This is a genomic window from Collimonas fungivorans (assembly GCF_028292705.1).
GTDB lineage: Bacteria > Pseudomonadota > Gammaproteobacteria > Burkholderiales > Burkholderiaceae_D > Collimonas > Collimonas fungivorans_B.
Window position 1 is genome coordinate 1 of the sequence record NZ_JAQGLV010000071.1, and the last position, 15,375, is coordinate 15,375.

The window sequence follows — 15,375 nt, forward strand, 5'->3', positions numbered from 1 at the left end:
GTACAAACCATAACCGCCGGTTCCGAGAAGAGCGGCAATTGCGGCGGCAAGGAATATGTTCTTGTTGATCATTGGATGTCCTGGTTCACCGCCGCGTGCGCCATCGCATCGCCGGTTGGAAAGAGAAAATTGAGTTGCGTCCACAGGCGGTCGGTTTCTGCCGCCAGCTGCAGCGCCTGGATACGGATATCGATGACGTTGCGGCGCGCTGCAAGCACATCGGCCAGGCTGGCCTTGCCGCCACGGTAGGCGGTGATCGCGGCCAGCGTGCGTTGATTCGCCAGCGGGATCAGTTCGCTGTCATAACGGGCGTAACGCTCGCGGCCGTTTTGCCATTCGTCCATCATGCTGCGGGTTTCCGCAACATGGGCGCGCAGCATGTCCTCGCGCTCGGCCTTGGCTTGTTCAACCAGCGCCAGCCTGGCGGAAAGTTCGCGGTCCTGGCGGTTCCTGCGATCCCACTGCAGCGGCACCGAGAGGCCGACAGACACCATATTGGAATACGCCGCGCTACGCTGCTGGAACCCCACTTCCACCGTCCAGTCGACTTTTTCGTTGGCCTTCGCCAGTTTTGCTTCAGTCTCGGCCAGCTCGACTTGCCTGGTCAGCACAGCGATCTGGGGATGGTGCGCAAGCGCGCTGTCCAGCGTCGCCGGGTCCAGCCTGACTATGTCGGTGGCAGGTTTTTCTGCCAGGGACAGGTCCGAGACGTTGCCGACCCAGCGCGCCAGCATGGTATTGGCGTTGCGCACACGGCGCCGGATTTCGCTGGCGCGATCGTCGAACGCGGCCAGTGCGCCCTGAGCCGCGAAAATATCGGCCTGGCTGCCGCGGCCGGCACGATAGGCGCCTTCGGCTGACTGGATTTCGAGTTTCGCCTGCTCTCCCTGTTCCGCGATCACCGCCGCCATCGCATCCGCGTAGTAGCGGTCGAGCCAGGCCAGCGCCGTATCGCGCTCGACGGCGGCGGTCGCCACGCTCTTCTCGGCCAAGGTCTTTTGCGCTTCCTGCTCGAAGCGGGCGGAACGCAGCTGGCGCCTGTCGGAACCCGTGAGTTCCTGCATCAGGCCGACCCGGCGCATGGTCATGAAATCGTTGTTGAGGCTGCCGCGGTCGCGGCCGGTGACCGGCAGGTTATCGATACCTACCTTCAATACAGGATCGGGCAACTGCCCTGCAGCGACCGCCATGTCGCGCGCAGCGGTAACTGAAAAATCCTGCGCCGCCAGTTGGCGCGAGCGCACCACAGCGCGGCGCTGGGCCTCGACCAGGGTCAGCGGCGCCTCGACCGCATAGACGTTGGCCACCAGGATAAGCGACCCGGCCAGCACGGCCACGCCGGTCTTCAGGAAAAACCGAAGACGCGCATTGCGCACCGGACGGCGCGCGGTAAACAGGAATGACATGAAACCTCCAGACAGCAATAGACAATATCGGTCGTGCGCGCGGCACAACGACAGCGAACTAAGCGATCCGGGAAGTTAAATGCGGAAACAGCAGTTGCGTATGGATAACGGCGGTGCAGTAGTGCGCGCCAGCAGCAGCGAGTTGGGAAGTACGTCGGTGGAATTGTCGATTGCTTCGACATGCTGGAATACCAGCGTCAGCGCCGCCGCCATGAACGGCTGCACATGCGGCAGCTGCGGTTTGTCCAGGGACTGGTTGCCGGCCTGGTCGTTGGCGTGGCAAAGGCTGGGTTGCGCCTTGTCGGCGCCGGCGCAGCCTGCCATTTCCTGCCCGCCGTCCATCGCCATCGGTTCACTGCTCTGCTCACTGTCCTGACTAATAGCGTAACTCGGGCAGGCGTAGCCTGCCACCGCAAGCTGCATGAACAGCACGCTGACCAGCACCAGGAGTGCTGCGATGATACGGGATGGACGGGACAGTCTCATTGTTCTTGATGCTTGCTTTGCTTATTGGAGCTGCGTTGAAATTATCTTGATAGGCATTATTACGCTTCCCCCTATGGGAAGGTCAATGACTATTTAAAAAAAGGCTATCGCATCACACAATAGCCTTTTCATCGCCAGTTTAGGCTTTCAGCGCAGTCAATACACGGCGCGAGAAAACCCAGGCCACAGCTGCAAAAACAATCAGGCCCAGCCACTGCGCAGTGTTTTCAAAGGAAGCGCCAACCAGCGCCAGCGGCGAATCGTTGCCGGTAAAGCCGATGATAGCGGCCAGCAGCACCCCCACCAGGCTTTCGCCGACGATCAGGCCGGACGCCAGCAAGACGCCGCGCCGGTTCGGCGCTTCGGCAAACTGCTCGTACGGCACGCCCGCCTTCTGTGCGCGCTTTTTCAGGACACGTTCGATCACCCAGGCCAGCAAGGTGCCCAGCACCAGGGTCGAGGCTACCGTCGGCGGCAAATAGATGCCGATGCCTACCGCCAGCACTGGCAAACGCGCCACGCCGCCGCGATGCCGCAGCACTTCATCGATGGTCACCAGCACCACGCCCAGTCCGAGGCCGATCAGGATCATGTCCCAGTTCAGCTGGTGGGTGAAAATCCCGGTCGCGATTGCAGTCATCAGGGTCGCTTGCGGCGCCGACAAGGCGTGCGTCGCATCCATCTCGGCGCGCGGCATGGCGCCGGCAAAACCGTAGGCGTTGTACAGCAGTTCCAGCACCGGCGGAATCACCACCGCGCCCACCACGCAGCCGATCAGCAAGGCCACCTGCTGGCGCCAAGGCGTAGCGCCTACCAGCCAGCCGGTTTTCAAGTCCTGCAGGTTGTCGTTGGAAATGGTCGCCACCGCGATCACCGCCGACGTGGTGAAGATCGCCAGCGCAATCCCGAGCTTGTTGCCGCTCTCGGTTGCCAGCAAGCCGTCGCCGCTGCCGACCAGCAGGATCAGCAGCGACACCAGCACCACGGCGACGATGCCGACGCCCGAAATCGGGCTGGCGGAAGAACCGATCAAGCCCGCCATGTAACCGCAGGCGGCAGCAATCAGGAAACCGAAGATCACGGCGAACAGGACACTGTAGGCAACCAGTCCCCACACCATGCCGGCCGACAAAGGCGCGGCGCTCAGGAAGCTGGCGAAAGTCGCCACCAGGATAGCCACCAGCACCAGGGTGATGCCGATGATCCAGCTCGGCGCCAGATCCTGTTCGGTGCGTGGAATGTTGATGCGGCCTTTGCCGCCGCGCAAAGCCTGGAACGACGTCTTGACGCCTTCCATCATCGGCTTGAACAAGGTGATCAGGGTCCAGACCGCCGCCACACCGATGGTGCCGGCGCCGATGAAGCGCACGTCCTTGCTCCACAGGCCGGTCGCATATTTGGCCAGCGTCACGCCGTCCGGGATGCTGTGCATCGAGGTCAGTACAGGCACGGCCACGCCCCAGGCGATCAGCAGGCCGATCAGCATGGCCATGCCGGCCACGATGCCGATCAGGTAGCCCGCGCCCAGCAAAGCCAGCGAAAATCCGGCGGACAGGCGCACTACCGCAGGCCCTGCCGCGAACCACAGGTTGATGCCCTCGCCCAGCACCCGGAAGCCGGATGAAAACAGGGTCACCGCAGCGGCCGTGAAACCGCCGGCCATGATGTCGACGATGCCGGTTTCAGCCTTGGCGCCGGCTTTGCCGGTGGTGGCGTCGAGTTCGACTTCCGCGCTGCCGACGCGCAGGATTTCCGCCGCCGCCACGCCTTCCGGATAAGGCAGGTCGCTCTGCACCACCATTGCGTGCCGCAGCGGAATCGTGAACATCACGCCCAGCATGCCGCCGGCGGCGCAGATCGCCAGCGTCTGCCAGTACGGGAAACCCTGCCAGTAACCGATCATCACCAATCCGGGCAGGATGAAGATGATCGACGACAAGGTGCCCGCGGCCGAAGCCTGGGTCTGCACCATATTGTTTTCAAGGATATTGGCGCTCTTGAACATGCGCAGCACGGCCATGGAAATCACGGCGGCCGGGATGGCGGAAGAAAAAGTCAGGCCGACTTTCAGGCCCAGGTAGACGTTGGAGGCCGTGAACACGACCGTAATCAAGGCACCAAGGATAATGCCTCGCAGCGTCAGCTCAGGCAGCGAAACATTGTCGGGAATGCGACCAGCTCTATTCAACAAATCGGACATCGGAACTCCATCACCAAAATTGCAATCTGCCAATTATCCTCGAAACAGTTGCGCCTAATCAAAGAATTTGAGTTAGGTCTACAATGCCCAGGCGCGGTTTATCAAGCCGGATGGTAACAAGCAATCAAGAAGTTATCAATTCGACTATACTGCACCCAGTTTCTCCATCAATAGGTAATCAACCCCAAGTTGGAAAGGTAAAACCCACCATGACAAGCCTGAACATCAACGGCAAACAGCACGAAATCGACTTACCGGAAGACACCCCGCTGCTATGGACCCTGCGCGATCACATCGGCATGACCGGCACCAAATTCGGCTGCGGCATGGCCCTGTGCGGCGCCTGCACCGTACACCTGGACGGCGCGCCGATCCGCTCCTGCATCACGCCGATCAGCGCCGCCGCCGGCAAGAAAGTCACCACGATTGAAGCCATCGCCGACGACAAGGTCGGCCATGCGGTACAAGAGGCGTGGATTGCACTGGGCGTACCGCAATGCGGTTACTGCCAGGCCGGCCAGATCATGTCCGCTACGGCCCTGCTGAAAACCACGCCGAAACCGACCGACAAGGAAATCGACGACGCCATGAGCGGCAATATTTGCCGTTGCGGCACTTACACCCGCATCCGCGCGGCGATCAGGCAAGTTGCCGATAAAGGAGTCGCAAAATGAGCGCCGCTTTCGATTTCGCAAAAGATAGCGCTAACACCGAAGTCGCTTCCATGAGCCGCCGCACCTGGCTCAAGGGTGTAGGCGCGTTTACCGGACTGGCGCTGACGGTGGGCGTGAACGGACTGGTGCTGGCCGCCGACGCTGCTCCGGCAAAAAAATACGGCGGCGCCGGCATGCCCGGCGGCACCGTCAACGATCCCCTGATTTTTGTTTCGATAGGCGCCGACGGCATCGTCACCATCATTGCCCACCGCTCCGAAATGGGCCAGGGCATCCGCACCAGCCTGCCGCTGGTGGTAGCCGACGAACTCGACGCCGACTGGGGCCGGGTGCGCGTGGTGCAAGCCAACGCCGACGAGAGCCGCTACGGCAACCAGAATACCGACGGTTCGCGCAGCATGCGCCATTTCTTCACGCCGATGCGCCAGGTCGGCGCCACCGCGCGCCTGATGCTGGTCTCCGCCGCGGCCGCGCGCTGGAACGTGCCGGCAGCGGAAATCACTACCAAGAACCATGAAGTGCTGCACGCCAAGAGCAACCGCAAGCTGGGTTACGGCGAGCTGGCAGTCGACGCCGCCAAGCTGCAGGTGCCGGCGCAAGTGCCGCTGAAAGATCCTTCGCAATTCCGCTATATCGGCAAGGATGCGTTCGGCAGCGTCGATTTCCGCGACATCGTCACCGGCAATACCCAGTACGGCATCGACACCCGCCTGGAAGGCATGCTGTACGCGGTGATCGCGCGGCCGCCGGTGTATGGCGGCAAGGTGGCCAGCTTCGATCCTGCGGAAGCCCTGAAGATCCCGGGCGTAGTGAAGGTCATCGAGCTCAAGGGCAGCCCGCCGCCGGCGAAATTCAATCCGCTGGGCGGCATCGCCGTGATTGCGCGCAATACCTGGGCTGCCATCAAGGGCCGCGAAGCATTGAAAATCACCTGGGACAACGGTCCGCACGGCGGCTACGATTCGACTGCGTTCAAGACCACCTTGCAGGAAGCCGCGCGCAAGCCGGCCAAAGTGGTGCGCAATAGCGGCGACACCATGGCGGTTTTGGGACAAGCCGGCAAGCGCATCGAAGCCGAATATTACATTCCGCACCTGGCCCACGCCACCATGGAACCGCCGGCCGCTACCGCCCGCACCGCCAACGGCAAATGCGAAGTCTGGGCCTGCGTGCAGGACCCGCAAGCCACGCGCGACACCGTTGCCGACCGCCTCGGCTGGAAGACCGCCGACGTCAAGGTCAACGTCACCCTGCTGGGTGGCGGTTTCGGCCGCAAATCCAAGCCTGACTTCGTGGCCGAAGCGGCGCTGCTGTCGCAAGCCATGGCCGGCGTGCCGGTAAAAGTCACCTGGACCCGCGAAGACGACTTGCGCCACGATTACTTCCATACCGTATCGCTGGAACACCTGGAAAGCACGTTGGACGCCAAGGGCAAGCCGCAAGCCTGGCTGCACCGCACCGCGGCGCCGACCATCGCCTCGACCTTCGTCGCCGGCGCCAAGGGCGAGCAGCCGGGCGAACTGGGCATGGGCGCGATCAACATCCCGTTCGTGATTCCCAACATCCGCATCGAGGCGCCCGAAGTCGAAGCGCATACCCGCATCGGCTGGTTCCGTTCGGTCTACAACATCCCGCACGCATTTGCGGTGCAGTCGTTCGTGGCGGAACTGGCGGCCGCGGCCAAGCGCGACCACCGGGAATTCCTGCTGGAGCTGATAGGGCCGGCGCGCCAGATCAATCCGCAAGAGATGTCGGACACCACCAACTACGGTGAATCGCCGGTCTTGTATCCGCTCGATACCGGCCGCATGCGCGCCGTGGTGGAGCTGGCGACCAAGGAAGCCGGCTGGGGCCGCAAGGTGCCCAAGGGCCATGGCCTCGGCCTGGCCGTGGCTTACAGCTTCATGTCGTATGTAGCGACGGTGATTGAAGTGGCGGTTGCCGATGACGGCACGATCAGCATTCCGCGGGTCGACATGGCGATCGATTGCGGCCCGCAGATCACGCCGGACCGGATCCGCTCGCAAGTCGAAGGCGCCTGCATCATGGGCCTGAGCCTGGCGCTGACCGGTGAAATCACCTTCAAGAACGGCAGCGCGGAGCAAGGCAACTTCCATGAGTACGAAGTGCTGCGCGCGTTCAGCGCCCCACGTGATTTGCGGGTCCACATGGTGCAGCACAAGTACGATATGCCGCTGGGCGGCGTCGGCGAGCCGGGCACGCCGCCTATCGCGCCGGCCTTGTGCAACGCCATTTTCGCGGCCACCGGCAAACGCATCCGCAACCTGCCGATCCGGGACCAGGCGAAAAAGAGCTGACTGTAAAAACCAGCTGCGAAGAACGGCCATGCGACTTGTTGTCGTATGGCCGTTTTATTGCTACCGATAGATCTTGACCAGACCTTCGTGCAGCGCGGGAAACAGGCTGCGGTTGAAATTGTTCCAGCGCAGTTCCAGGATCGTGTCTTCCTTGTCGATTTCTGTTTTCAGCACGTCGTGAATCACTTCGCCGGAATCGGTGCCGTTGTCGACGTAGTGGAAGGACGCTCCAGTCATGTAGAGTGGCGTCACAGGCACCGTTTCCATGGTTTGCCAATTCACCACTTTCTTGCCGCGCGCGCCGTGCAATGCATCCAGCGTCGCGTAGGCGCCGCGGCGCTCGTACGGCGAATCCGCACGCGTGACGCCGGGGTGAATATTGACGATCTTCCGCTCGAACAGGCTGCCCGGTCGCACCAGCTCGTCCAGGATAATCAGCAAGCCATCCAGCACGACGATGTCAGCCTTCAGTTCGACCAGGGTATCGAGCAGCTTCTTTTCGAACGCGCTCTTCCCTGCCGCACGCTCCGGCGCATGCATTCCAAGCTGCCGGTAAGCCGACGGAATCGCCAGCAGTAGCTCATTTACCGACTGCCCTTGCACGCTCAGCTCCGGCGGATAGAACCAGCGTTTGCCCGGTTCATATGAGAAACCATACTCCTTCAGCTTCTCGCGGTCGACGGCCGAATCCGCATCGTCGTCGTAGATGACTTTTTCCAGAGAATACATGTCTCCCAGCTCGGTCTGGTTGAGTGCTTCAACCAGGTATTCGAGCACCGATTTCATGTAGCGCGCACTGTTCTTGTACGCGACTTCCTGTCCTGCCCTGTCGGCCGCCGCATTTCTCAGCGACCAGATATAAACGAGTTTTTTCTTTGGCATAGATGTCCTGTCCATTCGACCAATCAATTATCTGCATCGGCCACGCACTGAAAGACAGCAATCAGCGCGAGGCCGCGTCCTTACCGTTGTTACCAGTTGTACTTCGCGCTGGCGACCAGTGTGCGCTGGTTACCGTAGAAGCAAGTGTTCTCCGACTGGCAGCCGCTGACGTAGGTGCGATTGAACAGGTTCGTCGCATTCAGCGTCAGGCGCCAGTTGGGCAAGTCGTAGTGGATTCCGGCGTCAAACACCGTGTAGCTCGGCACATACAGCGAATTGTCGGAAGCCCCGGCCGAGCCGCTCTGGTAGCGGATGCCGGCGCCCGCGCCGAAGCCGGCCAGCGCGCCCGTGCGCCAGGTCCAGTCGCCCCATAGCGACGCCATCTGGCGCGGCCGCGGAATATCGACCGGCCACTTGCCCAGCGACGAGTCGTTGGCTTTGGTCACTTTCACATCCTGGTAAACATAGGCGGAAATGATAGAAAACTCGCGCGACAGGTTACCGACCGCGCTGAACTCGACGCCGCGCGAACGCACTTCGCCGCTCTGCACCGACAAGCTTCCGGTCGGATCGAGCGGATCCGGTGTCTGCACGTTGGTCTGGTAGATCTGGTACAGCGCGCCGTTCAGCATCAGGTTCTTGCCGGCCGGCTGCCAGCGCAAGCCCGCTTCGATCTGGCGCCCCTTGCTTGGCGCAGCCAGTCCGCCGTTGGCCAGCTTGACGCCGATGATCGGGTTGAACGAGGTCGAGTAGCTGACATACGGCGACAAGCCGTAATCGCCCAGGTAGACCAGCCCGACCCGGCCGGAGAAGGCATGGTCGTCCTGCTGGAACTGGGTGCCGCCGGCGATATCGTTCTGCTTGGTGTTGCTCCAGTCCTGGCGGCCGCCGAAGGTCAGCGCCCAGCGCCGCCATTTGATCTGGTCCTGTGCATACAGGCCGAACATGTTCAGCGTAGTCTTGGTGTAAGTGCGCGGGAAGGCGTCCGGGCCGGTCAGCATGTCGTTGGTGATCGGAACATATACCGGGTTGTACATGTTGAGGCTGGTGCCGGTCGTCATCCACTCGCTGTCGGTCGTGCTCTGGCGGTTGTACTCGGCGCCGACCAGCACCGTATGTTCAAACGGGCCGCTGCTGAACTTGGCTTGCGCCTGGTTGTCGATGTCGAAGCGGCTGTAGTTGAGCTGGTACAGGCCGGCGTAACGCAACAGCGTCTGCTGCGACGGGTCGGCCGCATCCAGGCCGCCGCCGAACACCTGGCCCTGGTCGAGCGACAGATGCATCAGGCGGGTATTCTGGCGGAAGGTCCAGACCGGATCGAACTTGTGCTCGAACTGGTAACCGGCCGACCATTGTTTCTTGCGGTAGTGCGAAAAAGTCGGGTCGCCGGTATAGAGGTTCTCGGAAATCTTGCCGTTCGGGTTAGGCAGGATAGTACCCTGCGCCGGCAGGAAATTATTGGAAGCGTCGCCCCAGTCCTGCAGGTAAGTCACGGCAGCGGTCAGCGAAGTGCTGGCGTCCGGCTGCCAGCGGATCGATGGCGAGAATGCTACGCGCTGCTCGGCATGCGGTCCCGTCAGCGAGTTGCCGTCGCGGCCGAGGCCGACGAAACGGTACGACAGCGTGCCGTCCTTGTCGATCTTGTCGCCGATGTCGACTGCAACCTGTTTCCTGGCATAGTCGCCGAGCTGCACCTGCAGTTCGCGGATGCGCTCGCCATTCGCCAGCTTGCTCTGGACATCGACGATGGCGCCCGGATCACCCTGGCCGTACAGCACCGAAGTCGGGCCGCGCAGCACGCTGATGCTGTCGATCATGTAGGGATCGACGCGCCAGCTCGCCAGGTTGAGCGTGCTTGGCACCTGCAGGCCGTTGACGAATACGCTCGGCGTAAAACCGCGCAACACGGAATACCAGTCGGAACGCACTTCCGAACCGTAGGACGAAAAGCCCGGGATATAGCGCAGCGCATCGTTGATGCTGGCCGCGCCGGTTTGCTCGATCTGGGCCGCGGTGACGACATTGATCGTCTGCGGGATCTCGTTGAGCGGCGTATCGGTTTTTGTGCCGCTCGCGCTGCGCCGCGCCACCAGGCCGACGGTGCCGTCATCGTCTGCTCCTGCATTGACATTGATGACGGGCAGCGTGCTGTCCGTCTTGCCTTCTGCCTTGCCGTTCTTTTGCGCGTCGTTTGCCGGCTGTGCCGCCTGCTGAGCGTGCGCATAACCAGCTGCCGTTGCCTCCAACAACATACTTGCGGCAACAACGATTGCACGCCGACGCGTACCTGTTATCCATTCCATCTTCTACTACTCCCAGTTGCAATGCGGTTTGTTTTTTTGAAACTGCGCCGCTTTCTTTATCAAAGGGCAGAGGCTATCCGGCCGCCGCCCACTCCGTTTTTCTGTTGCTCCATGATCGGACCGGGTACCCGGTCCTGCTTTGCCCCCTGCACCAGCGAGGTAGTGATTTCATCCGAGCGCAGCGCCAACACCGACAGCAGCGTATCGGACAAGCCGTGGCTGTCCTCGCAGCAGCCTTGCAGGTAGATGCGCGGCTTGAAGTTCGCCGGCGTGGTGAGCCGGTAGTCGCGGCCGACGTTGCCCTGGGCCAGCGCATCGCCCAGGTACGGCGCCAGCCCGTCCAGCAGTCCAAGGTGATTGGCGCGGCCGTAGCCGGTCGCCAGCACCAGTACGTCAAACCGTTCGGCGCAGGCGTGGCCGCTCAGGCGGTCGCGCAGGGTCAGCTCGACCTGGCCGTTGCTGTTGCGTACGGCGGCTTCGATCGCCGTGTTCGCCAGCAAGCGATGGCGTGGTTCGGCCGCCACGTTCTGCAGGTACAGCATTTCGTAGATCTGTTCGATGAGTGAGCGGTCGACCACCGCATAATTGGTATCGCGGAAACGGTCGATCAGCGAGCGCCGTACGTCTTTCGCCTGGGCATAGACAATGTCGGTGTACGCCGGGCTGAAAATCTCGTTGACAAACGGGCTGTCGTCGGCCGGCTTCAGCGCGCTGGAACGTATCACCATACTGACATCGACACCTGGATAGCGGCGCGTCAGGTCGACGAACACTTCGGCTGCGCTCTGCCCCGCCCCGATTACTGCGATCCGCTTACGTGGGCCGTTCTGCGGAGCGCCTATCACGCGGTCGATGGAAGTCAGGTAATTCGAGGTATGGATCACATTGTGCGGGCCAAGCGCGGTAAACATTTCCGGAATCCGCGCCGAACCGCCGATGCCGACCGACAGCGCGTTCGTCACGCGCTGCCATTCGCGGCCCGCTTCGTCGCGCGAAAACACGCGCAAGGCATTGACCTGGCCGCTGTTGTCTGTCGCGGCGACCGGTTCAATCCCGACCACGGTCTCGCCGTAATGCACGCGCTCGTCAAAAGCCTGGGCCACCCAGTTCAGGTAATCGTGGAATTCGACCCGGGTCGGATAAAAGCTTTTCAGGTTGACGAAATCGGGCAGGCGGCCGCGTTCGAACAGGTAGTTGATGAACGTGAAGCGGCTCTTCGGATCGCGCAAGGTGACGAGATCCTTGAGGAAGGAAATCTGCATCCGGCAATCGTCCAGCAGCATGCCGCGGTGCCAGCCGAATTCCGGCTGCCGTTCGACAAAACAATGATTCAGGTGCGATGCCCCGGCCTCTTCGGCAAGGCGCACGGCAAGCGAAAGATTAGACGGCCCGAAGCCGACGCCAATCAGATCAAAAACACTATCTCGTTGCATGTCTAAGTTCCTTATCAGTTTTACCCGACACGCCAGGCGTATCGATTGAAAAAAATTCCCGGGCGACTGCGCCGGATCCGGAAAATCCGGTTTCAGCCTGCATCGCGCAGTTCCATCGCTACTGGGGACTGAGCTGCCAAACGCGCGCCCAGAACCGAAAAATATGGCGCGGCAAATACCTCGACGATCGTCAGCGGGTAGCCCGCCGCCCGCGCCGCATCGACAAAACGAACGATATCGAATGAAGTGGCGCCAGCCTCGAACAAATTGGCCTCGAGCGATGGCGTGCTGTCGTCGGACAGGTCATTCCAGATGCCTTGCAGCACCAGGGCGAATTGCCTGGCTTCTGCATGCAGTTCCGTGGTTTGATCTGTCTTTGCCGCTGCGGGTCCAGGTCGAGGGGTATCTGAGAAGCCTGGCTCGACTGTACCTAGTTCTGCATGCGGCGCATCGACGAACTGACGGACCACTTCCAGGTATCCCGCCGCAAGCGACTCGACAAACACGCCATCGACCAGTTCGTTGGCATACGAGAAAGCTCCAGTCACGCGGCCGTCGGCATGCTCGACAATGTCCAGTTCCAGTTCGAACACCACGCGGTGCCGGACATCATTGAATTCGCTGAGCGCAAGGCCGGCCCAATCGTGTCCGGCAGCATCGGACGGACGCATATAGTTGAACATCACCTGGAACAAAGGATTGCCGATCGCCGCACGCGGCGTGCGCATCGCGGCAACCACATCGGAGAACGGCGTGTCCGCGTGGGCATAGGCGGCCAGTGCGGCGTCACGCACTGCAGCCAGAACCGTGGCGGGAGAATCTTTGCCGGCGAGCCGGGTACGCACCACCACTGCGTTGATGAACAATCCCAGCGCCAGGCGAGCGGCGTCGCCCGTCAATTCGCGCGTCGACGCCAGCACGCCGACCGGCTGGTCGGCCGCGCCGGTCGCACGATAAAACGCAACGTTCAGCGCCGCATGCAGCAGCATGGGTAGCGTTGCATGGCTCTCTAGCGCCATTGCACGCGCGCCTTGGACCAGGCCTGCGTCCAGCTCGAAGGCAATCCGGCTCGCTGCCCAGCGCGGCGCGGCGGCGCGTCCCGCTGCCGGCGGCGGCATGATATTGCTGGGCGCACCGTCGAGGACATCGCGCCAGAACGCCAGGCGTGTTCGCGGCGCCGCTAGCGGCAACAGCGGCAGCGCTGGCAACGGCGCAGGCATCACTCGCGCCGGCGCGGAACCGGAAACCAGCGCCACGTATGTCGTGCGGACATCGTCGAACCATAGTTCGATCGACTGTCCGTCCGACACGATGTGATGGATTACCAGCGACAGCACATGGTCGTCATGCGCCAGGCGCAGCAGCCGCACACGCCACAACGGTCCTTCGCCAAGCAGATTGAACGGTGTCAGCGCATCTTCATCAGTCAAGGCGACCGCGCGGCTTGCCGCCGTCGAGGCTTCGCTCGTCAGATCGATCACCGGCAACGCTGCCTGCCAATGCGGATCGATGCGCTGGCCAGGCAAGCCGCCTGTCCGCCCGACCATCCTGGTACGCAACGCCGGGTGACGCGCTGCAGCCAAGGAAAATGCCTGACGCAAAGCTCCGGCATCGAGCGGGCCGTTCAGGCGCAATGCAATCGGGATGTTGTAAGCAGCGTTGTCCGGCTGCGTCCGCCACAAGAACCACAGGCCGAGTTGCGCAGCCGACAGCGGCAGCACGCCGTCGGCGTCGGGAACAGCGGCTGCGACTGCAGCATGGGAATCGTCTTCAGGCATCGGCTCCGTGCGCACCGAAGCCAGCATGCGTTGCCCATACTGCGCCAGAGTCGGCGCTTCAAACAGCGCGCGCACCGGCACATCGTGCCCGAGCCGCTCTGCCACTCGCGTCGCCACGCGCACCGCGGCCAGCGAATGGCCGCCCAGTTCAAAGAAATGATCGGCGCGACCGACCCGTTCGACGCTTAGTATCTCGCGCCATATTTGCGCCAACGCGGTCTCCACGCCAGCCGTGGGCGACTCATACAGGCGCTCCACCCGTTTTGGCTCTGGCAGCGCACCGCGGTCGACCTTGCTGTTGGTGTTGCGCGGCAAGGCATCGAGCACAATAATGTGCGCCGGCACCATGTAATCGGGCAGTGTATGGCGTAGATGGGCATCCAGCTCAGCCGCGTCTGCCTGCACCCTGCGCTGGCGCGCTTCGGCGCTCAGTTCGACATACGCCACCAGCGCCGCCTGTGCGCCCTTGCCGTGCACGATGGCGACGGCTTCGCGCACATCTTCATGCGCAGCCAGCTGGGCCTCGATCTCGCCCAGCTCGATGCGCAGGCCGCGCAGCTTTACCTGATGATCGACGCGGCCGATGAAATCGAATACGCCATCGGCGCGCCGTTTGACCAGATCGCCCGTGCTATAGAGCCGCGCGCCAGGCGCGCCGAACGGATCCGGCACAAAACGTTCAGCGGTCAGCGCAGGCCGGTCGAGATAACCGCGCGCCACTCCCACTCCTTCTCCGCCCAGGAACAGTTCGCCGATCACGCCGACCGGCAAGGGGTTCAGGCGCACATCCAGCACATGCGCGGTGCGCGCCCCGACCAGGGTGCCGATCGGCAGATAGGCGCTGTCCGCCAGCCCGGCGACATCGTCATGCGGATAGAACATCCACAGCATCGGCGTGATGACGGTTTCGGTAGGACCATAACCATTGACGATGCGCACTTTCGGGAAAGCCCGGCGCATCAGCGCGAACGCCTCGCGCGAAGTCGCTTCGCCGCCCACGGTCAGCGAACGCAAGGCAGGCGGCGCACCGTGCGCCAGCGCCCATTCGGCCAGCTGCGCGGCGCAGCCGGGCGGCACGTAGGTCATGGTGACGCCCTCGCGCACCATCATCTTGCAGGTCTGCGCCGGCGGCCAGAGCGTATCGGCGGTCACCGCTACCGCGGCGCCCGACATGTACTGGGAAAACCATCCCTCGTGCGCGCCGTCGAAATTGACCGACTGGAACAACAGGAACACATCATCTTCGCCAGCGCCGTAGCGTTCGGCAATTGCCGCGCAATGGCGGCTGAAAGAACCATGGTCGACCACCACACCCTTCGGTTTTCCGGTCGAGCCGGAGGTATAGATCACATAGGCAGCCTGGGTCGGCGCAACGGCTGGCAGCGCGACCGATGCAACTTCGGCGTCATCCGCGTCGTTCGTCTGCTCACTTATTTTCTCGCTTAGCAGCCAGATGCGCAGCGATTCCGATACCGGCAGCGCCGACAGGCTTTGATCCTCGGTAATCACATGCGTGATCTGTGCGTCTCCGAGGATCTGCGCCAGGCGTTCGCGGGGATGGGCCGGATCAAGCGGCACAAAAGCGCCGCCCGACTTTAGCACCGCGATTAGGCCAACCAGCAGGTCGACCGAACGGCTGAGGGCGACCCCCACCCGCATCTCGGCGCTGACACCGGCCGCCACCAGGCGCTGCGCCAGCCGTGCCGCGCGCGCATCGACTTCGCCACGCGTGAGCGAACGCTCCACATCGGCGACGCCGCGCGCATCCGGCCGGGCCCGGGCATGTTCAGCGATATATTCATGCACTGCCTTGAATGCCGTCGGTTGATATGGCTGCTGGCAATTCCAGGCCTCGAGCTGCGCACGCTCCGCCTGCGGCAGCCATTGCAAATCGC

Annotated in this window: 9 protein-coding genes; 2 read left to right on the forward strand and 7 right to left on the reverse strand. The window is 62.5% G+C overall.

The features are described from left to right. Positions 1–68: 68 nt before the first annotated feature. From JWQ61_RS03515 to JWQ61_RS03525, 3 genes are all read right to left on the reverse strand, one after another. On the reverse strand, positions 69–1,406 hold the full coding sequence (locus tag JWQ61_RS03515) for a TolC family protein (protein ID WP_304359291.1): 1,338 nt from the start codon (positions 1,404–1,406) through the stop codon (positions 69–71). A 75-nt stretch (positions 1,407–1,481) separates the two neighbouring features. Next, the gene (locus JWQ61_RS03520; RefSeq protein ID WP_304359292.1) at positions 1,482–1,892 is read right to left on the reverse strand and encodes a hypothetical protein; all 411 of its coding nucleotides are present in this window, start codon (positions 1,890–1,892) and stop codon (positions 1,482–1,484) included. Positions 1,893–2,031: 139 nt separating this feature from the next. Further along, positions 2,032–4,092 carry an OPT family oligopeptide transporter gene (locus JWQ61_RS03525; protein WP_304359293.1) on the reverse strand — a complete coding sequence of 687 codons (2,061 nt, stop codon included), beginning with the start codon at positions 4,090–4,092 and terminating at the stop codon, positions 2,032–2,034. A 209-nt stretch (positions 4,093–4,301) separates the two neighbouring features. Here JWQ61_RS03525 and JWQ61_RS03530 point away from each other — a divergent pair, with 209 nt between their 5' ends. Both JWQ61_RS03530 and JWQ61_RS03535 read left to right on the forward strand, forming a co-directional pair. Continuing rightward, positions 4,302–4,766: a (2Fe-2S)-binding protein gene (locus JWQ61_RS03530; RefSeq protein WP_304359294.1), complete on the forward strand. Its 465-nt coding sequence runs from the start codon at positions 4,302–4,304 to the stop codon at positions 4,764–4,766. After that, positions 4,763–7,084, forward strand: a complete 2,322-nt coding sequence (locus tag JWQ61_RS03535) for a xanthine dehydrogenase family protein molybdopterin-binding subunit (RefSeq protein WP_304359295.1) — start codon at positions 4,763–4,765, stop codon at positions 7,082–7,084. Before JWQ61_RS03530 ends, JWQ61_RS03535 begins: the two co-directional genes overlap by 4 nt. Before the next feature lie 60 nt (positions 7,085–7,144). On the opposite strand, the gene JWQ61_RS03540 is transcribed toward JWQ61_RS03535, so the two are convergent. The 4 genes from JWQ61_RS03540 to JWQ61_RS03555 all read right to left on the reverse strand — a co-directional run. Continuing rightward, complete coding sequence (locus JWQ61_RS03540) at positions 7,145–7,966, reverse strand: formyltransferase family protein (protein ID WP_304359296.1); 822 nt, start codon at positions 7,964–7,966, stop codon at positions 7,145–7,147. Between the two features lie 89 nt (positions 7,967–8,055). Further along, positions 8,056–10,269: a TonB-dependent siderophore receptor gene (locus JWQ61_RS03545; protein ID WP_304359297.1), complete on the reverse strand. Its 2,214-nt coding sequence runs from the start codon at positions 10,267–10,269 to the stop codon at positions 8,056–8,058. A 59-nt stretch (positions 10,270–10,328) separates the two neighbouring features. Continuing rightward, positions 10,329–11,702 (reverse strand): lysine N(6)-hydroxylase/L-ornithine N(5)-oxygenase family protein, encoded by a 1,374-nt coding sequence (locus JWQ61_RS03550; protein WP_304359298.1) that lies wholly within the window; start codon positions 11,700–11,702, stop codon positions 10,329–10,331. A gap of 92 nt (positions 11,703–11,794) precedes the next feature. After that, positions 11,795–15,375 (reverse strand): amino acid adenylation domain-containing protein (locus JWQ61_RS03555; RefSeq protein ID WP_304359299.1); only part of this gene is annotated, 3,581 nt, incomplete at its 5' end.